Here is a 19,813-nt window from a genome sequence, read left to right on the forward strand (position 1 = left end):
TCAGATCCCCACAGAGAAGCCGGTGGACCAGGTCTGCATCTGCTGCACCAGGAGGTCCCAGACACCGGTGAGCAGCAGCACACCGGTCGCGATCATCATCGTGCCGCCGACGCGCATCACCCAGACATAGTGGCGCTTGACCCAGTCGAAGGCGCCGAGCGCCTTGCGGAAGGCGATGGCGCTGAGGACGAACGGGACACCGAGGCCGAGGCAGTACGCGACGGTCAGTATGGCGCCCCGGCCCGCACTCGCCTGCTGGGAGGAGAGGAAGGCGACGGAGGAGAGGGTGGGACCGATGCAGGGCGTCCAGCCGATCCCGAACAGGGCGCCGAGGACGGGCGCGCCGACCAGGCCCGTGGTCGGCCGCCTGTGGAAGCGGAACTCACGCTGGGTCAGCCAGGGCATCAGCCCCATGAAGAAGACGCCCAGCAGGATCATGAGCACGCCGAGCACCTTGGACAGGACGTCCTTGTACTCCTGCAGGGTCGAGCCGAAGTAGCCGAACAGCGCCCCGCCGGAGACGAACACGGCGGTGAAGCCGAGGACGAACAGGAAGGCACCGGTGGCCATCCGCCCCCGCCGCGCCTCGGCCAGGTCGGTGCCGGCGACCCCCGTCACATAGGAGAGGTAGCCCGGGACCAGCGGCAGGACGCAGGGCGAGAAGAAGGAGACGAGCCCGCCGAGCAGGGCGACCGGCAGGGCGATGAGCAGGGCGCCGTTGAGCACCGTCTCGTTCTGGCCCGTCGCGGCCAGGGTCACGAGTGCGCTCACGTCACTTCTCCGCGAGGACCGGCTTGAGCATCTTCAGCAGGGCGGTGTCGTCGAGCGCCTCCAGGGCCCGCGCGGCGACCTTGCCCTGCTTGTCGATGACGAGCGTGGAGGGGATCAGCTGCGGGTTGAGGGTGCCCTTCTTGAAGCGGAGCATCAGCTTGCCCGTGGGGTCGTACAGGCTCGGGTAGCCGATCCCGTGCTCCTTCTCGAAGGCGACGGCGGGAGTGGTGCTGGTGTCGCGGGTGTTGATGCCGACGAACTGCACGCCCTTGCCCTCGTACTGCTTGGACACCTTGGAGAAGTACTGGGCCTCCTCGCGGCACGGCCCGCACCAGGAGCCCCAGACGTTGATGACCACGACCTGGCCCTTGTAGTCGGCGACGTCCAGGGTCTTGCCGTCGATGGTCTTGCCGGACAGGTCCGGGGCGGCGGCGCGCTTGCCCGCCGGGACCGTGGCGATGCCGTTGTTGCCGGTGACGAAGTTGGTGTTGCCACCGCCGCCGGAGGTGCCGCCCTTGCCGCACGCGGACAGGGTCAGGGCCAGGGCGGCGGCCACGGCGCTGAGCAGGACGGCGCGGCTACGGGTACTCATGTGAAAAGTTTCGCATGTCCGTTCCGGCGATCTGTGGCGCCCCCCTGCCGGGCGGAAAACCGCATTTCAGGGCGTATTTACACGGGACATTTCCGGCAGGCTCGCCTCGACGGGCTAGGCGAGGAACTGCTTCCAGCCGCCCGCGGGGCGCTGCCCGACGTCCAGGGTGCGGAGCTTGGCGAGCACCTCGGGCTTCTGCACGTCCATCCAGTCGACGAACTGCCGGAAGGAGACCAGCCGTACGTCCGCGCCCTTCTCCTTCTCCCGCGCGATGTGCTTGAAGGCCTCCTCGACGGAGTCCATGTAGATGCCGCCGTTCCACTGCTCGAAGTGGTTGCCTATGAAGAACGGCGCCCGGTTTGTCTCGTATGCCCGCTGGAAGCCGGCGATGTACGACTGCGCCGACTGCTTGCGCCAGCCCGGGTAGTTGTAGGCGGGCGCCTTGGTGGAGTTCACGGACTGGTTGGCGAGCATGTTGTAGTCCATCGAGAGCACCTCGAAGGAGCGACCGGGGAACGGGATCTGCTGCAGCGGCAGGTCCCAGATGCCGAGCCGCTTCACCGGCCACACCTGGCGGCCGCCCGGCGAGGAGGCGTCGTAGCGCCAGCCCAGCTCGCGGGCGGTGGGCAGCAAGTTGTCCTGGCCGAGCAGACAGGGCGTACGGCCGCCGGCCAGCTCCTTGTCGTAGTCGAAGGGCAGCGAGGGCAGGTCGTGCCAGCCGGTGTTGGTCCGCCACTGCTTCACGAACGACTTGGCCTGCTCGATCTCGCTCCTCCACTGCTGTGGCGTCCACCACTTGACCGAGCCGTGGGTCTCGCCGCAGAAGTGCCCGTTGAAGTGGGTGCCGATCTCGTGGCCCTCCAGCCAGGCCCGGCGGACGTTGGTCAGCGTGGACTTGACGTGGTCGTCGGCGAGGTAGCCGATAGCGGAGGCGCCGCGCGGGTTGTTCGGGGGCTCGTACATCCGCTTCTTCGACTCGGGCAGCAGATACAGCCCGGAGAGGAAGAAGGTCATGCTCGCGCCGTGCTCCTTGGCGAGGTCCAGGAAGCGCGGGAAGAGCCCGTTGCCGACCTCGCCGGCACCGTCCCAGGAGAAGATCACGAACTGCGGCGGCGTCTGGCCGGGCTCCAGCGGTTCGGGCCTGGCCGGCTGGTGCGGCTGCTTGCCCGTGAAGGACGTGGAGCCGTCCCCGATCGGCCGTCCGGCCGGCGCCTTGTGCTCCGCGCCCTGACCGTCCTTGCCCTGACCGTCCTTGCCCTGACCGTTCTTCCCCTCCCCGGAACCGTTCGCGTGTCCGGCACCGTCCGAAGACGTGTGAGTCCCGCAGCCGGCGAGGGTGGCGGCGGCCGCCGCGCCCGCGCCGATGCCGAGCAGTCCCCTGCGGGAGAGAGTCCGGGAGACGGTGCGCATGGAAATCCCCGATTCGTCGCGCCAGCTTGGTGGTCACCCATTGAGAGGGCGCAACGATCGGGGAGGTTCCTTTGGTTTATATGGTTTTCGTAACGAATTCCGCAAAAGTCCGCTAAGCGACTACAAACGGGCCGTCAGGAACGGACATTTCCGGGCTCTTTCAGGCCCCGAAGGCCTTCCCCTGGGCGGTGCCCTTGCCCTTCTGCGGCTTGACGCCGGCCCGCAGATGGGCCGGGACGAGATCGATGGCGGGCTCGCTGTAGCCGACCGACACGATCTTGTCGCCGAGGTAGGTGAAGGACGTCAGGGAGGCCAGCGTGCACTGCCGCTTGCGCGGATCGTGCCACAGCCGCCGCCGCTCGACGTAGGACCGCACGATCCAGATCGGCAGCTGATGGCTGACCAGCACCGCCTCGTGCCCGCGCGCCTGGTCCTTGGCCGCGTTCAGCGCGCCCATCATCCGCACGACCTGGTCGACGTACGGCTCGCCCCAGGAGGGCCGGAACGGGTTGACGAGGTGCTTCCAGTTGCCGGGCCGCTGCAGCGCTCCGTCGCCGACGCCGAAGGTCTTGCCCTGGAAGACGTTGCCGGCCTCGATGAGCCGCTCGTCGGTGTCCAGGTCGAGACCGTGCGCCTTGGCGATCGGGGTGGCCGTCTCCTGCGCCCGCTCCAGCGGCGAGGCGCAGACGTACGTCACGTCCCGCGGGGCGAGGTGCTCGGCGACCCGGTCGGCCATCTGCCGCCCCAGCTCGGACAGGTGGTAGCCGGGCAGCCGCCCGTACAGGATCCCGGTCGGGTTCTCGACCTCGCCGTGCCGCATGAGATGGACGACGGTGACGTCCTTGTCCCTGCTGCTGCCGCTGTTGCTGACGCTGGTGCTCACGCGGTGGCCTCCGCAGCCGCCCGGGCCGCCGCCGGGAGGGCGTCGGCGATCTTCTGGATGGCCCGCTCGTCGTGGGCCGTGGACACGAACCAGGACTCGAAGGACGACGGCGGCAGGTAGACGCCGTTCGACAGCAGCGAGTGGAAGAACGCGGTGAAGCGGAACAACTCCTGCCGCTTGGCGTCCTCGTAGTCGCGGACCTGCCGGTCCGTGAAGAACACCGAGAACATGTTGGAGGCGGTCTGCAGCCGGTGCGCGACCCCCTCCTTGTTCAGCGCCTCGGTGACGAGGGCCTGGATCTGCGCGGACACGGCGTTCACCGTCTCGTACGCGGCGTCGTCGAGCAGCCGCAGCTGGGCGAGCCCGGCGGCGGTGGCGACCGGGTTGCCGGAGAGCGTGCCGGCCTGGTACACGGGGCCCGCGGGAGCGAGGTGGGCCATGACGTCGGCCCGCCCACCGAAGGCGGCGGCCGGGAACCCACCACCCATGACCTTCCCGAAGGTCATGAGGTCGGGCCTGACCCCGTCGACCCCGTACCACCCGGCGCGGCTGGTCCGGAAGCCGGTCATCACCTCGTCGGAGATGTAGAGGGCTCCGTTCTTGTGGCAGGCGTCCCTGAGCCCCTGGTTGAACCCGGGGTCCGGCGGCACGACGCCCATGTTGCCGGGCGAAGCCTCGGTGATCACGCACGCGATCTCGCCGGGGTGCCGGTGGAAGGCCTCCTGCACGGCCTCCAGGTCGTTGTACGGCAGCACGATCGTGTCGCCGGCCTGGGCGCCGGTGACGCCGGGGGTGTCGGGCAGCGCGAAGGTCGCGACGCCGGACCCCGCGGCGGCGAGGAGGGAGTCCACGTGCCCGTGGTAGCAGCCGGCGAACTTGATCACCTTGGACCGCTGGGTGAACCCGCGCGCGAGCCGGATGGCGGACATGGTCGCCTCGGTGCCGCTGCTCACGAGCCGGACCTGCTCCACCGGCTCGATCCGGGCGACGATCTCCTCGGCGAGCGCGACCTCGCCCTCACCGGGCGTGCCGAAGGACGTACCGCGGGAGACGGCCTCCTGGACGGCGGCGATGACCTCGGGGTGCGAGTGCCCGAGGATCATGGGCCCCCACGAGCAGACGAGGTCGACGTACTCGCGCCCGTCGGCGTCGGTGAGGTACGGGCCGCGGCCGGACACCATGAAGCGGGGCGTGCCGCCGACGGCGCGGAAGGCGCGCACCGGGGAGTTCACACCGCCGGGCGTGACGGCGGAGGCGCGGTCGAAGAGCGCCTGGGAGGCGGGCGCGTCGTAGGGATAGGGCGTTTCGCTCAGGGCACTCATGACGTGCGACTTCTCCGGCTTCTCGGACTCCGGTGACTTGGGTGACCTCCTCAGGGTAGGCCGCGGCCCGGCCGTACCGCGGCCGACCTCCGGTCCTCGGCGCCGCGCGCGTGCCATCTGCGAGACTGACACCTGATACACACAGCTGTTACGCACGTAATGATCAGAGGCCGGACAAGAACCCGTGGACTGTTGTTCCACCGCACGTTTCGGCGGGCGGGCGTGGGGGAGGTCACTGACACGATGATCGGGTTGCGCGGCGGGGGCCACGCGTCCTAGAAAAGCAGTCGGGTGGAGATATGCATCGCGGTGGCGGACTGGGCGAGGGGACTGATGACCTGGGTCCTCGACGTGCCCGGCGGGGAAGGCACCGGCGCGACGCGGAGGAGACAACCGAGACACGGCAGAGCGACACACGTCGGACACAGGGTGTACCGGGTGATCCCGAGCGGGGCCGGGTAGACCGCCTCCGGGCGGGGAGCAGGAATGGTGGTCGAGTGGGGGTGACGTACAAATACTTCGGCGCGCCGGACGGCGCGACGGCGGCCCGTGTCCCCATCTCGATGCGCCCCGAGGAACTCGGCGGCGACGAGCTGGGCATGAACGGCATGTTCACCAAGATCAAGCCGGAGACCATGGCCGCCATGGTCCTGACCGGCATCGAGGGCGTCCCCCTGCACAAGGTCCCGCCCCTGGAACTGGTCGTCCTGCACCCCGACTACGCGGTAGTCAAGCTCCCCATGACCGTCGTCGACCCCCTGCGCGGCATCGGCGAGGAAGCGGTCGGCGCGGCGGCCTTCATCTGGTCGACGGTCCCGGACCGGGGCGGCCCGCGGGACGCGTTCAACGTGTACCAGCTGCTGCACGAGTGGCAGGACTTCTCTCACCGGCTGCACGAGGCGGGGCATCAGCCGTACTGCCTGGTGTGGCCCTGAGCCGGGGTTTCGTGGGAGTCGGGCGGGGTTTTCGGACCCCGCCTTCGTCATGTGCGGAGGAGGGCCGTCAGGCAGCCAGGGCACGTAGAGGGCACATTGGTTTCGCTGGAGGCACTGATGTGCCCTGGGCGTCGGACGGGTCGCCGTCGTCCGCCGGGGCTTCCGGGAAGGCGTCGTTGATCGCCTTGCGGGTGCGGGTCCCGCTCGACGACAGCAAGTGCGTGTAGGTCCGCAGCGTGAAGCCCGGGTCCGGCGGTCCTGGAACGACGCGACGACGCACTCGTGCGGGCCGCCCTGGAGGAAGCCCTTGCCACCACCCGCCGACCGCACCGCACCGTGGAGGAGTACCGCGGCTGTCCGGCTCACCCGGCCTCCCTCGGTCCAGTGCCCCGCTCCGGCCGGGGGGACAAGCGCTACGAGCCACGCAACGAGTGGCCCGAGCGGCAGGGCATGCGGGTGGCGCAGCCAGAGGCCGGGACCCGCCACGAACAGGGCGCAGGCGTAGGACAGCAGCACGGCCCGGCCCAGCCGGCGCCGCAGCTGTGCGTGCACACGGCGCCACGGTGCTCATACGGAACGGTCGGGGTGAGCGAAGCGCGCCAGCAGTCAGGATGCGTTCAGGTGCCCGGTGGCACGGTCGGACAACGTGACCTACGAAACGTCGGAGAGCCGGGTGCCTCCGGAGGCCGGTCAGACGCGCCGCTCGCGTCACCGGCCGCGCTGGATCAAGGTGCCCGAGGTCACCGTCTACTTCTGGATCATCAAGGTGCTGTGCACGACGGTCGGCGAGACCGCGGCGGACCTGCTGAACGAGAAGGCGGGTCTCGGGCTGACCGGTGTGTCGGTGCTGATGAGTGCCCTGCTGGCGGTCGTCCTGGTGGTCCAGTTCCGCCTCAGTGCCTACCGGCCGGGCGTGTACTGGCCGGCGGTGGCACTGATCAGCGTCGTCGGCACGCTGATCAGCGACAACCTCACCGACAACGTGGGCGTGCCGTCGGCGACGAGCACCACGGTCTTCGCGATCGTCCTCGCGATCGTGTTCGTCGTCTGGTACCGGCGCGAGCGGACCCTGTCCCTCCACCACATCGACACCACCAGCCGCGAGTCCTTCTACTGGCTGGCGGTCCTGTTCGCCTTCGCTCTGGGCACTGCGGCCGGTGACCTGGTGTCCGAGCGCATCGGCCTCGGCTACTGGCTGTCCGCCGTCCTGTTCGCGGCGGCCATCGCCGCGGTGGCCATCGCGCACTTCGCGCTGGACCTGGACGCGGTGTGGAGCTTCTGGATCGCCTACATCCTCACCCGCCCGCTCGGCGCGTCCATCGGCGACTACCTCTCCCAGCCCACCGGTGACGGCGGCCTCGGCCTCGGCACCGTCGTGACCAGCTTCCTGTTCCTCGCGGTCATCCTCGGACTGGTCAGCCACCTCTCCGTCACCCGCAGGGACGTCGCCGAACCGGAGCAGGCGACGGGACACGCGGTCTGAGCCACACGTCGCTTCGGTGGGTCCGGCCGCACGCGTTCCGGCCGGGTTCGGCATGCCGTATGCGCCTGGCAACGATCAACGGCGTCGTGGATCCGAATAGCCGGATCATCGTCGCCTTGGATCACGACAACCGCCGAACCGCTGACGACATCGTCGACCAGCTGGGCGACGAGTGCCGCTTCTACAAGGTCGGCCTGGAGCTCCTCACAGCGGCTCAACCGCGCGGGCGGTGCCGGTGGTGGTCGGAGCGCGCAAGGGGGTCCTCTTCGGTCGCGGGAGCAAGCGAGGGCCGGATGGCCGTTATGGAGAAGAGGTGCGCGTGTGCATGGAGCCATGCTGCTCGGGTTGCACGAGTGATCAACGGGCCACAGTCAGGATATGTTCAGGTTCCCGCTGGCACAGTCGGGCGGCATGACCCATGAAACGCCTGTGAGCCCGGTGGTTCCAGAGGTGGGCACCCGGCAAGGAGAAAAGAAGCGAGTCGGCGAACAATCGGCTGAGGCGGGCTCGCGCATTCCGGGACGAAGTTCCCAGAATTCTAGCCCACCCCGTCGGCCAGAGCTCGAATTGGCTCCTCGAATTCCTTTGAGTCGGCTAGGGAGTTGGGGCCTTCCGGCCGACCAGCAGGGACGCGGTCTGACCTGAGAAGCCGAAGGCTTCGGAGGCGGCTCACACTCGCCTGCCGCGGGATAAGGCACCGAGTCTCTCTGATCTCGGCGGCTCCCATGAGAGGAATCGGCGCCTTCCTGGCGCCTCCCCGCCGGGCGGCGCAGGCAGTAAAGGCGTGCCCTGCATCGCATAGAAATATCTCAAGCCCCGCGTAACAAGGTATGCCGTCCCCGGGTCATGACAGGCATACAGAAAGTCCTCGCGCAGACCGAGGAAAGAACAAAAGCGGAGGCCATTTCCGAGCACGTGAACCGCGTCACGGACCAGGCCGCCAGCGGCGCGACCCGAGTGGACTTGACGAGCAATTGCAGTCATCCCGCCGTCCGGCAGGTCCAAGGCCACGCTCGTCTACACACATGTAGACAGTTACCGTTCCGCAGACGTGAGGGGCGTCCCCTCTATGCTGCCGCCCGTTCCATGTGAGGACTGCATGACAACTTCGACGACTACCGCGACCCATCGTCACGCCGCGGGCAGCCGCCTGTTGAACAAGGTGCCCGAGGTCACGGTCTGGTTCTGGATCATCAAGATCCTCTGCACGACCGTCGGTGAGAGTTTCGCCGACTACATCAACGAGACGCTGGGCTTCGGCCTGATCAACACCATGCTGTTGTTCACCGCGGTATTCGCGCTCGTGCTGACGATCCAGTTCCGTACGAAGCGCTACATCCCGTTCCCGTACTGGCTCACCGTGGTGGTGGTCAGCGTCACCGGCACGCTGTACACCGACATGCTCACCGACGAGCAGCACGTCCCGCTGTGGCTCAGCTCGGCGGTGTTCTCGGTCCTGCTGGCCCTTGTCTTCGGGGTCTGGTGGCTGCGCGAGCGGACCCTGTCGATCCACAGCATCACGACCTTCCCGCGTGAGGCGTTCTACTGGCTGACCGTCCTGGTCACGTTCGCGCTGGGCACCGCCCTCGGTGACTGGACGCTGGAGCTGACCAACTGGACGCCCGCGCAGTCGGTGTTCCTGCCGCTGGGCCTCATCGCGTCGATCACCGCGCTGTGGAAGTTCGGCGCCAACCCGGTTCTTTCGTTCTGGCTGGCCTACATCCTCACCCGCCCGCTCGGCGCCAACATCGGTGACTGGCTCGCCTCCCCGAAGGCCGCGGCCAACCCCGGCGAGCCGGTGGGACTCGGCCTGGGCACCTTCGCCACGAGCCTGATCTTCCTCGGCGCCATCCTGGCGACGGTCATCTACCTGACGATCAGCCGCAGCGACGTCGCCGAGACCTCCGGGACGACGCACGAGCCGTCGGTCACCAACGCGCGCAAGGAGCGCATCGCGCTCGGAGGCTTCGCAGTGATCGCCGTCGGCACCGTCGCGCTGATGATCTGGGCCCACAACCAGCCCCACGTCACCTGCGACCCGACCGGTCAGAGCGAGACGATGCCGGCCTGCCCGAAGGCGGCCCTGACCGGCAAGCAGACGACCGCGGCAGTTGCGAAGTACGAGAAGCTTGCCCAGACGGCGATCGCTCAGGACCGGGCCGGGACGGCCGCGGCCTCCCACGCCACCGTGCAGAAGATGCGCGACGACTGGGACGCCGACGCCACCTCGCTGCAGGCGGTCAACAACACGACCTGGACCCTGCTCGACCAGCAGATGGATGAGGTCCTCAAGACGTACGCCATCGACCACGGCAGCATCCAGCCGGCTCCGGCCGCCGAGCAGGAGAAGCAACTCAACACCCTGCTGGGCGACCTCCACAGCCACCACTTCTGAACAGGGCCGGGGACGGGGCGGGCTTCGGGCCTCACCCTTCTTCCTGCCGGGGAGCCGTCAGGCGGCCGGCGGACCACGCACTGATCGGCTTCGGACCAGGGGCCCGTCCGGCACGATCCGCCGGACGGGCCCCTGGTTCCGAGAAGGGCTCAGCGCTTGAGCGTGAAGGTGAAGTCGCCGGAGAGCTTGCCGCTCAGCCGGACTGCCGACACGAGCTTCCCCTCCACGATCAGTCTCTCGACCTCGGCCCGCGCAAGACCGCAGCCTTCGGCGATCAGTCGCACCGGCCGGACGGGGATCCGCGCCGCGAAGCGGACCGAGACGTCGATCACCTCGCGGTCCAGGTGATCCGATCCGCCGGTGTCGAGGCGCCAGGCGTCGTCCCAGTCGAGGGCGATGCGGTTGCGGCGCCGCAGGACCGGATCCTGGAGCAGCTCGGCTGCCAGGCCGGGGTCGTTGTCGTGCATCCGGTCCAGCAGTCCGGGTCGTACGGAGCGGACGTTCGTCCGCTCCAGGACCGTGAGCTTCGCGGTTTCCCCGCAAGCGGTACAGAGCACGAGGAGCCAGGCGTCGAGGAGCTTGTGGTTTGCGTTGACGCGAAATTTTCCGTTCGCCCGGAAGCGCTCGGACGCGCACGCGTGGCAACGGCGGAGAACGGTCGGCAGGCAGGTGGGCATGACCACCCAGTCAGTGAGCAAAGAAGTACACCGGTTTCAGTGAGAAATCCGCAGCAAAAAGCAGCGCGGCGCACATGCGCGACGCGCGACCGATCAGCTCTCGGGAGGTCTCACAGGGTGTACAACGGCACGTCCTTGCCTAGACGACTTGGTCCGGCAGCACGGTAGTGGCGCGCAGCGGCGCCGCTCCACTGGTTTTCGGACGCCTCACCTACAGGCCCTGGTCGTTCGAGCCCGCACCCGGCGGCAATGCCTCGACGACGAAGAACAGGAAGCAGGTTGTGGTCGAGAGGTCATGGAAGCCGTCGGGGAACAGTTCGCGGGCGGCCGGGTCGGGCTGCGGCTCGCTGATGACGGAGAGGCGGAAGCCGGCGGTGGTGAAGGCATCGGTCATCGCGTGCAACGGCTTGCGCCAGAACCTCATCGGGACGGACTGCCCGTTGAACGTCCAGTCGAAGGTATAGCTGGTGGTCGCGAAGTAGTCGGGCCGGGGATCCCCGAACGTGTAGGCCACGAAGGGGTGGTCCACCGACGCGATCAGCCGGCCGCCGGGCCTGAGCACTCGCCGCAGCTCCGCCAGCGTCGGCCCCCAGTCCTCCAGGTAGTGCAGGACCAGCGACGCCACCACGTCGTCGAACGCACCGTCGTCGAACGGCAGAGGGTCGCGCAGGTCGGCCACGTGCAGGGCCACGTCGTCACCGAGCCGCCGCCTGGCCAGCGCCAGCATCCCGGCGCTGGCGTCGATGCCGGTGACGACCGCACCGCGGTCGCGCAGTGCGGCGGACAGGGGGCCCGAGCCGCAGCCGGCGTCCAGGATCCGACGGCCGGTCACGTCACCGGCGAGGGCCAGCATCGCGGGCCGCTCGTAGTACGCGTTCACGAGGTTGTCCTCGTTCTCCGCCGCGTACGCCTCGGCGAAGCTGTCGTAGTCGTTCACACGGGCCGGACCCGCGGGCTGGGCGCCCCTCTCGGGCACGTCGGTTGCGCGTTCCATCGTTGCAGCCTAGTGATCACCCGATCCGCGGGACAGAACGAGAACTGTGCCGCTCTCGTCCTCGGCCGACTCCTGGAAGCCGCGCGTCAGTTGCTCGTGACGGAGGTGTGGTGCGGTCGGTTGTGGACCAGAAGGGCAGAGGCGAGGGCCGCGCAGAGGAAGACGGCGGAGATGACCGTCACGCCGGCATGGACGCCGGAGGTGAAGGCGTCGCCGACCGCGGCGGTCACGTTCGGAGGGATCGCCCGGTGGCCGCTGGTGCCCGTGGAGACGGCGTGTTCGACGGCGGGCCGGGCCGCTTGGGGGACGTGGTGAGCGGCGAGCCGGCTCGGCAGCTGGGACTGGAGGCGGCCGGCGAGGAGGGCGCCGAGGAGGGAGGAGCCGGTGACGGATCCGATCTGGCGGAAGGCGTTGACGGCTCCGGAGGCCATGCCGGCGCGTTCGTGGGAGACGCTCACCAGGGCGGCGGCGGTGCTCGGCGCGGCCACCATCCCGCTCGCGGCGCCGAAGAGCGCGAACAGCCACCACACCCGGGCATAGGGGGTGGTCGGGTCCAGCGTGATCAGTCCGGCCGCGGCGCCGGCTCCGACGAGGAAGCCCAGGGTCAGCGGGAGCTTGAAGCCGGTGCGGCGGATCACGCGTCCGGTCGCGTAACTGACGATGACGTAGACGCCGAAGAAGGCCAGCAGCCGCCATCCCACGTCCAGGGCGGACAGATGCTGGACGCGTTCGTAGAAGAGCACCGTCAGGATGGCCAGCCCGGTGAAGCCGAACAGGGAGACGGCCGCGACGAACATGACGGCGCTGAACGAGGCCGACCGGAACAGGGTGATGTCCAGCATGGGTTTGCGGCCGGCGCGCTCGACGAGGACGAAACCGGTCAGGGCCGCGGCCGCGATGATCCAGGCGGCGAGGATCCGGGGGCTGCTGTAGCCGTCGTGTCCGCCTTCGATGAGGGCGTAGACGAGGGCGGCGATGCCCAGGACGGCCAGGACCTGGCCGGGGATGTCGAGCTTGCCCTCGGGTCCGCGTGATTCGGCGACGAAGACGGCGGCGGCCATGGTGACCACGGCGAGGACCGCGGTCGACAGGAAGACCGTGTTCCAGCGGAAGTGGCCCAGCAGTGCGCCCGCGATCAGAGGGCCGGCGGCGAGTCCGATGCCGGAGGAGGCCGCCCAGACGGTGACGACCTCGGTGCGCCGGTGGGGGTCGGGGAACGTGGCTCCCAGGATGGCCAGGCTGTTGGGCAGGATGAGAGCGCCGCCGACGCCGGAGACGAGCTGGCCGGCGATGACGCCTCCCGCCGAACCCGCGGTGTAGACGACGAGCGAACCGAGGATCATGACCGCGGCGCCGGTGACGAAGGCGCGCTTGCGGCCGTAGAGGTTGCCGACGGTGCCCGCGGACATCACCAGGCTGGCCACGAGCAGGGTGTACGCGGAGGGGATCCAGACGAGGCCGGTCGGGGAGACGTGCAGGTCGTCCTGGATGGCCGACAGCGCCGACACCGATGCGGTGACCAGCAGAAAGGTCGTCATGGCGCCCAGGCACATCGCGATGAGCGTGACGCCGGCGGCGGCCCGGGAGGGCTGGTTCGGGGAGAGCCGGACACCGGTGTGCCGGTCGGCCGGCTTGAGCCGGCCCGGGGCGGGAGGAGGAGCGGAAGCCATGGTGTCCTCGTCTCAGCCGAGCTGCGGGTACAGAGCGGCGACGCCGCCGGAGAGGCCGGCCTGGACCCGGCGGCTGAGGTCGTCCACGACGATCTCGGGTGCGCCGGCGGCGATGCCGTCCACGGCGGCACGGGCGACGTCCGCCGGGTCGGTCTTGGGCTCGGTGACATGGCGGGCCATGTCGGTGTCCATGTAGCCGACGTGGAGCCCGGAGACGGTGATGCCCCGGGGTGCGAGCTGCTGACGCACCTCGTTGGTCAGGCTCCACTGCGCGGACTTGGCCGCGGAGTAGGCGCCCACGGCGGGGAAGGTGACCCATGACAGCACGGACAGGATGTTGAGGATCGCGCCTCCGCCCTGGGACTCGATCACCGGGGCGAAGGCCCGGATCATGCCCAGGGTGCCCAGGTAGTGGGTCTCCATCTCCAGGCGGACGGCGTCCCAGCTGCCGGTCAGCAGGTCGGCGCCCGTGGAACTGCCCGCGTTGTTGATCAGCACGGTGATGTCGCGGACCTCCTCGGCGGCCGCGGCGACGGAGGCGGGGTCGGTGACGTCGATCCGGATCGCCTTCACACCGGGCAGATCGATCTGGTCCGGTCGGCGGGCCGCCCCGTACACCGTGGCCCCGCGCGCGAGCAGTTCCTGGGCGAGCGCCCTGCCGAGCCCTCGGTTGGCTCCGGTGACCAGGGCCGTAGCTGTGCTGATGTCCATGATTCTTCCCTTGGGAGGTCCGGGATGTGCGCACCCGAGCTGACTTACGATTTCAGAAGTTAGCTACGACGCTATAGGCTGACTTCGTAAGGGGCAAGCCAGGTGGAGGGCCGAGAGATGAACGATCTGCTGAAGGAACGGGACACCTGGTCCATGGCCAACTGCTCCATCGCCAGGACCCTGGAGATCGTCGGCACCAGGACAGCGCTGCTGATCATGCGCGAGGCGTTCTTCGGCACACGCCGGTTCGACGACTTCGCCAAGCGTGTGGGCATCGGCGAACCCGCCGCCTCGACGCGTCTGAAGGAACTCACCGCCGCCGGTCTGCTGGAGCGCGTCCCCTACCAGGAACCCGGCCAGCGGACCCGGTACGCCTATCAACTGACCGAGAAGGGGCGGGACTTCCTGCCCGTCCTCTTGGCGCTGCGGCAGTGGGGCGACACCTGGGCCTCCGACGAACAGGGACCCCCCGTGGTCGTACGCCACGAGAACTGCGGCGCCCCGGTGCACGTGGCGCTCCGCTGCGACGACGGCCACGACGTGCCGATCGGTGCCACGTTCGTCGACGCCGGCCCGGGCCTCATCCGCGTGGGCCCGGACAGCCCCTGAACCCGGCGGCGAGGCACGACCCGGCAGGAGTGGCACGTCCCGCCCCCTCCCGCGAGTGGCCCCGCCCCCTGCCCACCGGCACGCCACACCGGCACACACGACCCGCCCCCGCCCCGAGGAGCCGCCCCCATGTCCGACACATCGAAGAAGTCCCCGGTCACCGGCGCGGCCGGCGAGACCGGAGCGGAGACACACAGGTCACGTGTGTTCGGCTGGGAAGACCCCGCCATATCCGCCGACGCCGTCGCTGACCACAGCGGACTCGGCTTCCTCCGCGAGATCCTGGCCGGACGCCTGCCCGCCCCGCCGATCGCCGCCACCCTGGGCTTCACCCTGGAGGAGGCCGAGCACGGCCGGGCGGTCTTCGTACTGGTGCCGGGCGAGGAGCACTACAACCCGATCGGCAGCGTCCACGGCGGCGTCTACGCCACGCTCCTCGACTCGGCGGCCGGCTGCGCGGTGCAGTCCGTGCTGCCCCGGGGCACGGGATACACCTCGATCGACCTGACCCTGAAGTTCCTGCGCCCGATCACCGTCGACACCGGCAAGGTCCGCGCCATCGGCACCGTCCTCAACAGCGGCCGCCGCACCGCCCTCGCCCAGGCGGAGCTCCGCGACTCCGACGACCGGCTGCTGGCCCACGCCACCAGCAGCTGCATGCTCTTCCCGGTCCCGGCCCGCTGACCGCCCCGCGGCACGAGAACTACCCCGGCGTGGCACTGCGCGGGGATCCGCCGGCGGGCATGAGGGCGTACCAGGCGGCGATGGACCGCTTGTAGCCGTCGGGCATGGTCAGGTGCGGTACCTCGTGCCCGGGGAACAGGCCTGCCCGCCGGTGCTCGTGGCTGACGGCCGGCGGCCGGTGCGGGGTCAGCACGGTGCAGCCGTAGGTCACGATCAGTACGCGCCGTCCGGGGACGGGTTCATAGATCCACACGCCGCCGTCGAGGAGCGGACCGGCCTCGACCTCCCAGCCGGTCTCCTCCCGGATCTCGCGTTCCAGGGCGGCCTCGGGGCCGGTGTCCGGCGGTTGCGACCCGTCGTCGGTGCCGGTCTCCAGGCGGCCCCCGGGCAGCTCCCACTCGTCGCGTTCGTTGCGCAGCAGCAGCACGCGGTCGCGCGCGTCGAGCGCGACGCCTTTCACGGAGACCGGCCAGAGCGGCGGCGTGTACGGCATGGCGCCCAGTGTCGCCGGGAACCCGGACCGGAACACCGTGACCTCCCACCCGTTGGGAACCGGCGCCGGTCGGTCTATCGTCGGAATTCTCAGGTCCGAACGAGGAGGACGGCCGGTGATGCCGCAGGACGAGGCCGTGGTCGGCCGTACGGGCAAGGTGCTCATCGGGACGCGGGGATCCGCGGGTCCCGGGGAGGTCCTCGTGCGGGTTCGAGGCGGCTCCGAAACGTTTCTGGCCTGGTCCGAGGATCCCCTGCCCGCGGGCGCTACGGTCCTCGTGATCGAATCACGGGGATGCCGCGAGGTCGGCGTCATCGAGTGGGTGGATCCATTGGACGCGCTCGGCGGAGAGGCCGCCGGCGCAAGCTGAGGAGTACAGGCATGTTCGGATACCGCGTTCCCGCTCCCGACGAGGCGATGTTGATCTCGGGAGGCCGGCGGGGACTGGGGGGCGCTCCGTTCCGCGTGGTCACGGGCCACGGAAAGTTCGTGCTCCCGGTCTTTCGCAAGGTCCGGTTCCTCACCCTCTCCATGTGCGAGGCCGAGGTCACCGAGACCTGTGTGACCAAGCAGGGCATCTCGCTGCACGTCCGCGCGGTCATCGCCTTCAAGGTCGGCAACGACCACGAGAGCATCATCAACGCCGGCCAGCGCTTCCTCTCCGACCAGGAGCAGATGTCCGTGCTCACCGGCCGGATCTTCGCCGGCCACCTGCGCGCCATCATCGGCTCGATGACGGTCGAGGAGATCGTCACCGAGCGGCAGAAGCTGGCCGCCGAGGTCCTGGACACCTCCAAGACGGAGATGGCCAAGATCGGCCTGATCGTGGACTCGCTGCAGATCCAGTCGATCGACGACGGCGACACCGGCTACATCGACGCGATGTCCGCCCCGCACAAGGCGGCGATCCAGCGGCAGGCCCAGATCGCACAGGCCCAGGCCACCCAGGCCGCTGTCGAGGCGGAGCAGGAGGCGGCCCGCAAGCAGGCCGAATACGCCCGGCAGACCGCCATCGTCAAGGCCGAGTACTCGGCCGAGGTGGACCGCGCCCAGGCGCAGGCCGCGCAGGCCGGACCGCTGGCGCAGGCCCACGCCCAGCAGGAGGTGCTCGCCGCCCAGACGGAACTGGCCCAGCGCCAGGCCAAGTTGCGCCAGCAGCAGCTGGTGGCCGAGGTCGTCAAGCCCGCCGAGGCGGAGGCCGAGCGGGTGCGGATCCTCGCCGCCGCCGAGGCCCAGCGCATGAAGATCCAGGCCGAGGCCGCGGCCTCCTACGACCGGGTCGCGCTCGACCGGATGCTCATCGACCAGCTCCCGCAGATCGTGAAGGAGGCCGCCGGCGGTCTGTCCGGCGCCAACGTCAACGTGCTGAACGGCGCGGACGGCCTCGGCGAGATCGCCGCCGGCCTGGTGTCCCAGGGCCTGACGATCCTCGACTCGGTCCGGCAGGGCCTTGGCCAGGACAAGGACGGCCAGGGCGGCCAGGGCACCAGGGGTGACGTCAACGGCCTGCTCCAGCTGCACTCCGGGCGGGAGCGGAAGTCGGACGACGGTCCGGTGGACGTCGACTAGGCGCTCCGCCGCTTCGGCCGGGAGCGGCCGCGTTCGTCCGCTGCGCCGTGGTGGCCGGTCGCGCCGTTCCTCGCGCCCCCCTCAGGGGCGCTGGCGAACGACCGTGATGTGGCGGTCCGGCCCCGGGCGCTCCAGCTCGTCCAGCACGGCTACGGCCAAGTCCTCGGCGCTGATGCGGCATTCACCGTCGGCGTCGAGGAGCAAGGTGTCGCTGCCGCGCCGGTAGCGGCCCGTGCGTTCGCCGGGTTCCAGTACGGCCGGTGGGCTCAGGTAGACCCAGTCGGCCCCGGTGTGGGCCTGGCAGGCGTGCAGCTGGGCGACGCCCGCCAGGGCCACGGCGCGGTACTCGTCGGGCACGTACGCGGGGTTCTCGGCGACCGGCAGCTCCCGGTCGCCGGGGCTGCGCAGGGCGCCGGCGCCGCCGATCACGAGGACGCGGACGCCGAGCCGGGCGGCGGCGTCCAGCACCGTGCGGGTGACGCCGACCAGGAACTCCGGGTCGGCCGGGAACGTCCGCACGGTCAGCACGACGGCGTCGGAGCCGGTCAGCGCCTCCTGTACGGCGTACGGGTCGGTGGCGTCCACCGCGACCGGCGTCACCTCAGGGTCGTCGCTCGCCGGCGGCTTCCGGGACAGCGCCAGCACCCGGTGTCCGCGCGCGCTCGCCTCGCCGGCCACCCGGGCGCCGACCATCCCGGTGGCCCCGAGCACGGCGATCGTCATCGATCCTGTCCTCATCGAGCTTGTCTTCCTTCGTCCGGGGTCCCGTGGGACCGAGTTGCGCGGCCACCAGCGCGGTCAGCGCCAGGGCGAAACCGAGGATCTGCGGCAGGCTCAGCGACTCGCCCAGCGTGCTGCCGATGACGGTCGCGACCAGCGGTGACAGCAGCGCCAGCGGCGCGGACGCGGCGACCGGAAGCCTGCCGATCCCGCGGAACCACAGCGTGTACGCGATCAGCCCGCCCATGCTGCCGAGCCACAGATACCCGCCGGCGGCGCCCGCCTCGATCCGCTGCGGCACCCCCTCGACCGCGAGGGTGAGCGGGAGCAACAGCAGCCCGCCGACGGCCAGTTGCCAGCCGGCCGGGGCCAGTGGGCCGACGCCCGGCGGCCGGCCCCAGCGCTTGGTGAGGACGACCCCGCCGGCCATGGTGGCCGTGTGGCCGAGGCCGGCGAGCACGCCGACGGCGTCCAGCCGGGCCTGCGGTCCGAGCACGACGAGTCCGACCCCCAGCATGCCGAGCACGCCCCAGGTCAGCCGCCAGGCCGTGGGCCGGTCGTGGAGCAGTAAGAGGCCCAGACCCGCGACCAGCAGTGGCTGGGCGGCGCCGAGCGTGCCGGCCACCCCGCCGGGCAGGCGCTCGGCGGCCACGAAGAGCAGGGGCATGGCGCCGATGTTGAGGACCCCGAGGACCGCGGTCTTCCACCACCACTCCCCGCGCGGCAACACCCGGGTGAGCGCCAGCGCGAGCAGTCCGGCGGGCAGGGCCCGCATCAGACCCGCGAACAGCGGGTGCCCGGGCGGGAGCAGCCGGGTGGTGACCACGTAGGTGGTGCCCCAGGACGCGGGAGCGAGCGCGGTCAGCAGGACGGTCGCCGCCTGTGCCTTGTACCGATGCATGGGGGAAGTCTTGGCCGGGCGCGGTCATGATTCCAAAGCATGGTTGTCATGGCAGCCATGAACGATCACGATTGATCCGTGGACCTCCAGCAGCTGCGGTACGTCGTCGCCGTCGCCGACACCCTGAACTTCACCCGCGCCGCGGAACGGTGTCAGGTGGTGCAGTCGGCGCTGAGCCACCGGATCGCCGCGCTGGAGCGGGAGTTGGGGGTGCGGCTGTTCGCCCGGTCCAGCCGCCGGGTGGAACTGACCGGCGCCGGCGCCGCGTTCCTCGCGGGTGCGCGCGAGTGCCTGGCCGCCGCCGACCGCGCGGTCGCGGACGCCGCCGCCGCGACCGGCGTGGTGCGCGGGCGGCTGGCGGTCGGCGTCATCGTGACCACGGCCGCCGTCGACGTACCCGAGCTGCTGCAGCGCTACCGCGCCCGGCACCCGGAGGTGCGGGTGGTCCTGCGGTCCGGACGCAGTGACGAGATGGCGGCGGCGATCCGCGCCGGGGAGCTGGACATCGCCTTCCTGGGCCTGCCGGAGGGTGAGCGGCCGGCCGGTGTGGAGACCGTCGTGCTCGATCACGACCAGCATGTCCTGGTGGTGCCTTCGGGGCACCGGCTGGCGGGCGCCTCCCGGGTCACGCTGGCGGACATCGCCGGCGAGACCTTCGTGGACTTCGTGGCCGGGACGCCCGCCCGCGCCCAGTCCGACCAGGCGTTCGCCGCCGCGGGGCTGTCCCGTGACGTGGCGTACGAGGCGGGTGTCGTGGAGCTGATCACCCGGCTGGTCGGGCGTGGGCTCGGCATGGCCCTGCTGCCGTCGGCGTTCATCCGGCCGCTCGCGGAGGACGATCCCCGCCTGGCCCTGGTCCCGGTGGCCGACGGGCCGCGACGCCTGGAGCATCTGGCGTGGAGCCGGTTCAATCCGAGTCCGGCGACCCGGGCGATGCTCGACGTTCTCGGCGTCCGACAGCCGCCGGCACGGTCCTGAGGCCCTGGAGCAGGCC

General features: G+C 70.2%; 20 protein-coding genes and 1 pseudogene. 8 read left to right on the forward strand and 13 right to left on the reverse strand.

Annotation, left to right across the window (positions count from 1 at the left end; genetic code table 11):
• The 5 genes from ACIBJF_RS19860 to hemL all read right to left on the reverse strand — a co-directional run bounded on the left by ACIBJF_RS19860 (position 1) and on the right by hemL (position 4,969).
• Complete coding sequence (locus tag ACIBJF_RS19860; RefSeq protein ID WP_351802441.1) at positions 1–771, reverse strand: cytochrome c biogenesis protein CcdA; 771 nt, start codon at positions 769–771, stop codon at positions 1–3.
• A gap of 1 nt (position 772) precedes the next feature.
• Positions 773–1,363 (reverse strand): TlpA family protein disulfide reductase, encoded by a 591-nt coding sequence (locus ACIBJF_RS19865; protein WP_399175195.1) that lies wholly within the window; start codon positions 1,361–1,363, stop codon positions 773–775.
• A gap of 114 nt (positions 1,364–1,477) precedes the next feature.
• Positions 1,478–2,773 (reverse strand): hypothetical protein, encoded by a 1,296-nt coding sequence (locus ACIBJF_RS19870; protein ID WP_399175197.1) that lies wholly within the window; start codon positions 2,771–2,773, stop codon positions 1,478–1,480.
• Between the two features lie 160 nt (positions 2,774–2,933).
• Positions 2,934–3,593 (reverse strand): histidine phosphatase family protein, encoded by a 660-nt coding sequence (locus ACIBJF_RS19875; RefSeq protein WP_399175245.1) that lies wholly within the window; start codon positions 3,591–3,593, stop codon positions 2,934–2,936.
• A 59-nt stretch (positions 3,594–3,652) separates the two neighbouring features.
• Positions 3,653–4,969, reverse strand: coding sequence for a glutamate-1-semialdehyde 2,1-aminomutase (hemL, locus tag ACIBJF_RS19880; RefSeq protein ID WP_399175247.1), 1,317 nt, complete (start codon positions 4,967–4,969; stop codon positions 3,653–3,655).
• A gap of 308 nt (positions 4,970–5,277) precedes the next feature.
• Here hemL and ACIBJF_RS19885 point away from each other — a divergent pair, with 308 nt between their 5' ends.
• On the forward strand, positions 5,278–5,913 hold the full coding sequence (locus ACIBJF_RS19885; RefSeq protein WP_351802447.1) for a hypothetical protein: 636 nt from the start codon (positions 5,278–5,280) through the stop codon (positions 5,911–5,913).
• Between the two features lie 67 nt (positions 5,914–5,980).
• Here the strand turns inward: ACIBJF_RS19885 and ACIBJF_RS19890 are convergent.
• Positions 5,981–6,172 (reverse strand): annotated as a pseudogene (locus ACIBJF_RS19890) (site-specific integrase); the annotation flags it as partial.
• Positions 6,173–6,559: 387 nt separating this feature from the next.
• On the opposite strand from ACIBJF_RS19890, the gene ACIBJF_RS19895 reads away from it, so the two are divergent.
• Both ACIBJF_RS19895 and ACIBJF_RS19900 read left to right on the forward strand, forming a co-directional pair.
• Positions 6,560–7,396, forward strand: a complete 837-nt coding sequence (locus tag ACIBJF_RS19895) for a hypothetical protein (protein ID WP_399175199.1) — start codon at positions 6,560–6,562, stop codon at positions 7,394–7,396.
• Between the two features lie 1,099 nt (positions 7,397–8,495).
• A complete protein-coding gene (locus ACIBJF_RS19900; protein WP_399175200.1) occupies positions 8,496–9,791 on the forward strand; it encodes a hypothetical protein in 1,296 nt (431 codons plus the stop codon).
• Between the two features lie 149 nt (positions 9,792–9,940).
• Here the strand turns inward: ACIBJF_RS19900 and ACIBJF_RS19905 are convergent, their stop codons facing one another.
• From ACIBJF_RS19905 to ACIBJF_RS19920, 4 genes are all read right to left on the reverse strand, one after another.
• Positions 9,941–10,489, reverse strand: coding sequence for a DUF1062 domain-containing protein (locus tag ACIBJF_RS19905; protein ID WP_399175202.1), 549 nt, complete (start codon positions 10,487–10,489; stop codon positions 9,941–9,943).
• Between the two features lie 190 nt (positions 10,490–10,679).
• Positions 10,680–11,462 carry a class I SAM-dependent methyltransferase gene (locus ACIBJF_RS19910; RefSeq protein ID WP_399175203.1) on the reverse strand — a complete coding sequence of 261 codons (783 nt, stop codon included), beginning with the start codon at positions 11,460–11,462 and terminating at the stop codon, positions 10,680–10,682.
• Positions 11,463–11,548: 86 nt separating this feature from the next.
• Positions 11,549–13,132, reverse strand: a complete 1,584-nt coding sequence (locus tag ACIBJF_RS19915) for an MFS transporter (protein ID WP_399175204.1) — start codon at positions 13,130–13,132, stop codon at positions 11,549–11,551.
• A gap of 12 nt (positions 13,133–13,144) precedes the next feature.
• On the reverse strand, positions 13,145–13,843 hold the full coding sequence (locus ACIBJF_RS19920; RefSeq protein ID WP_399175205.1) for an SDR family oxidoreductase: 699 nt from the start codon (positions 13,841–13,843) through the stop codon (positions 13,145–13,147).
• 117 nt (positions 13,844–13,960) lie between these two features.
• On the opposite strand from ACIBJF_RS19920, the gene ACIBJF_RS19925 reads away from it, so the two are divergent.
• Positions 13,961–14,452, forward strand: a complete 492-nt coding sequence (locus ACIBJF_RS19925; protein WP_399175207.1) for a winged helix-turn-helix transcriptional regulator — start codon at positions 13,961–13,963, stop codon at positions 14,450–14,452.
• Between the two features lie 129 nt (positions 14,453–14,581).
• A complete protein-coding gene (locus ACIBJF_RS19930; RefSeq protein ID WP_399175209.1) occupies positions 14,582–15,136 on the forward strand; it encodes a PaaI family thioesterase in 555 nt (184 codons plus the stop codon).
• Positions 15,137–15,155: 19 nt separating this feature from the next.
• On the opposite strand, the gene ACIBJF_RS19935 is transcribed toward ACIBJF_RS19930, so the two are convergent.
• Positions 15,156–15,629, reverse strand: a complete 474-nt coding sequence (locus tag ACIBJF_RS19935; protein WP_399175210.1) for an NUDIX domain-containing protein — start codon at positions 15,627–15,629, stop codon at positions 15,156–15,158.
• A 118-nt stretch (positions 15,630–15,747) separates the two neighbouring features.
• Here ACIBJF_RS19935 and ACIBJF_RS19940 point away from each other — a divergent pair, with 118 nt between their 5' ends.
• Positions 15,748–15,999 (forward strand): hypothetical protein, encoded by a 252-nt coding sequence (locus ACIBJF_RS19940; protein WP_399175212.1) that lies wholly within the window; start codon positions 15,748–15,750, stop codon positions 15,997–15,999.
• Between the two features lie 11 nt (positions 16,000–16,010).
• Positions 16,011–17,198 (forward strand): SPFH domain-containing protein, encoded by a 1,188-nt coding sequence (locus ACIBJF_RS19945; protein WP_399175214.1) that lies wholly within the window; start codon positions 16,011–16,013, stop codon positions 17,196–17,198.
• Positions 17,199–17,279: 81 nt separating this feature from the next.
• Here the strand turns inward: ACIBJF_RS19945 and ACIBJF_RS19950 are convergent, their stop codons facing one another.
• Both ACIBJF_RS19950 and ACIBJF_RS19955 read right to left on the reverse strand, forming a co-directional pair.
• Positions 17,280–17,891, reverse strand: a complete 612-nt coding sequence (locus ACIBJF_RS19950; RefSeq protein ID WP_399175249.1) for an NAD(P)-dependent oxidoreductase — start codon at positions 17,889–17,891, stop codon at positions 17,280–17,282.
• The gene (locus tag ACIBJF_RS19955) at positions 17,800–18,819 is read right to left on the reverse strand and encodes an EamA family transporter (protein ID WP_399175215.1); all 1,020 of its coding nucleotides are present in this window, start codon (positions 18,817–18,819) and stop codon (positions 17,800–17,802) included. Before ACIBJF_RS19955 ends, ACIBJF_RS19950 begins: the two co-directional genes overlap by 92 nt.
• 78 nt (positions 18,820–18,897) lie before the next feature.
• Here ACIBJF_RS19955 and ACIBJF_RS19960 point away from each other — a divergent pair, with 78 nt between their 5' ends.
• Complete coding sequence (locus ACIBJF_RS19960) at positions 18,898–19,797, forward strand: LysR family transcriptional regulator (protein WP_399175217.1); 900 nt, start codon at positions 18,898–18,900, stop codon at positions 19,795–19,797.
• Positions 19,798–19,813 lie beyond the last annotated feature (16 nt).

This window comes from Streptomyces sp. NPDC050743 (assembly GCF_044456925.1).
Classification (GTDB): Bacteria; Actinomycetota; Actinomycetes; order Streptomycetales; family Streptomycetaceae; genus Streptomyces.

What these genes read in the sequence shown, in the direction of transcription:
- ACIBJF_RS19900 (WP_399175200.1), top strand. Translation starts at nt 8,496, where the DNA reads ATGACAACTTCGACGACTACCGCGACCCATCGTCACGCCGCGGGCAGC.
- ACIBJF_RS19925 (WP_399175207.1), top strand. Translation starts at nt 13,961, where the DNA reads ATGAACGATCTGCTGAAGGAACGGGACACCTGGTCCATGGCCAACTGC.
- ACIBJF_RS19945 (WP_399175214.1), top strand. Translation starts at nt 16,011, where the DNA reads ATGTTCGGATACCGCGTTCCCGCTCCCGACGAGGCGATGTTGATCTCG.
- ACIBJF_RS19940 (WP_399175212.1), top strand. Translation starts at nt 15,748, where the DNA reads ATGCCGCAGGACGAGGCCGTGGTCGGCCGTACGGGCAAGGTGCTCATC.
- ACIBJF_RS19950 (WP_399175249.1), bottom strand. Translation starts at nt 17,891, where the DNA reads ATGGTCGGCGCCCGGGTGGCCGGCGAGGCGAGCGCGCGCGGACACCGG.
- ACIBJF_RS19870 (WP_399175197.1), bottom strand. Translation starts at nt 2,773, where the DNA reads ATGCGCACCGTCTCCCGGACTCTCTCCCGCAGGGGACTGCTCGGCATC.
- ACIBJF_RS19865 (WP_399175195.1), bottom strand. Translation starts at nt 1,363, where the DNA reads ATGAGTACCCGTAGCCGCGCCGTCCTGCTCAGCGCCGTGGCCGCCGCC.
- ACIBJF_RS19910 (WP_399175203.1), bottom strand. Translation starts at nt 11,462, where the DNA reads ATGGAACGCGCAACCGACGTGCCCGAGAGGGGCGCCCAGCCCGCGGGT.
- ACIBJF_RS19915 (WP_399175204.1), bottom strand. Translation starts at nt 13,132, where the DNA reads ATGGCTTCCGCTCCTCCTCCCGCCCCGGGCCGGCTCAAGCCGGCCGAC.
- ACIBJF_RS19920 (WP_399175205.1), bottom strand. Translation starts at nt 13,843, where the DNA reads ATGGACATCAGCACAGCTACGGCCCTGGTCACCGGAGCCAACCGAGGG.
- ACIBJF_RS19875 (WP_399175245.1), bottom strand. Translation starts at nt 3,593, where the DNA reads ATGCGGCACGGCGAGGTCGAGAACCCGACCGGGATCCTGTACGGGCGG.
- ACIBJF_RS19885 (WP_351802447.1), top strand. Translation starts at nt 5,278, where the DNA reads ATGCATCGCGGTGGCGGACTGGGCGAGGGGACTGATGACCTGGGTCCT.
- ACIBJF_RS19935 (WP_399175210.1), bottom strand. Translation starts at nt 15,629, where the DNA reads ATGCCGTACACGCCGCCGCTCTGGCCGGTCTCCGTGAAAGGCGTCGCG.
- ACIBJF_RS19930 (WP_399175209.1), top strand. Translation starts at nt 14,582, where the DNA reads ATGTCCGACACATCGAAGAAGTCCCCGGTCACCGGCGCGGCCGGCGAG.
- ACIBJF_RS19955 (WP_399175215.1), bottom strand. Translation starts at nt 18,819, where the DNA reads ATGCATCGGTACAAGGCACAGGCGGCGACCGTCCTGCTGACCGCGCTC.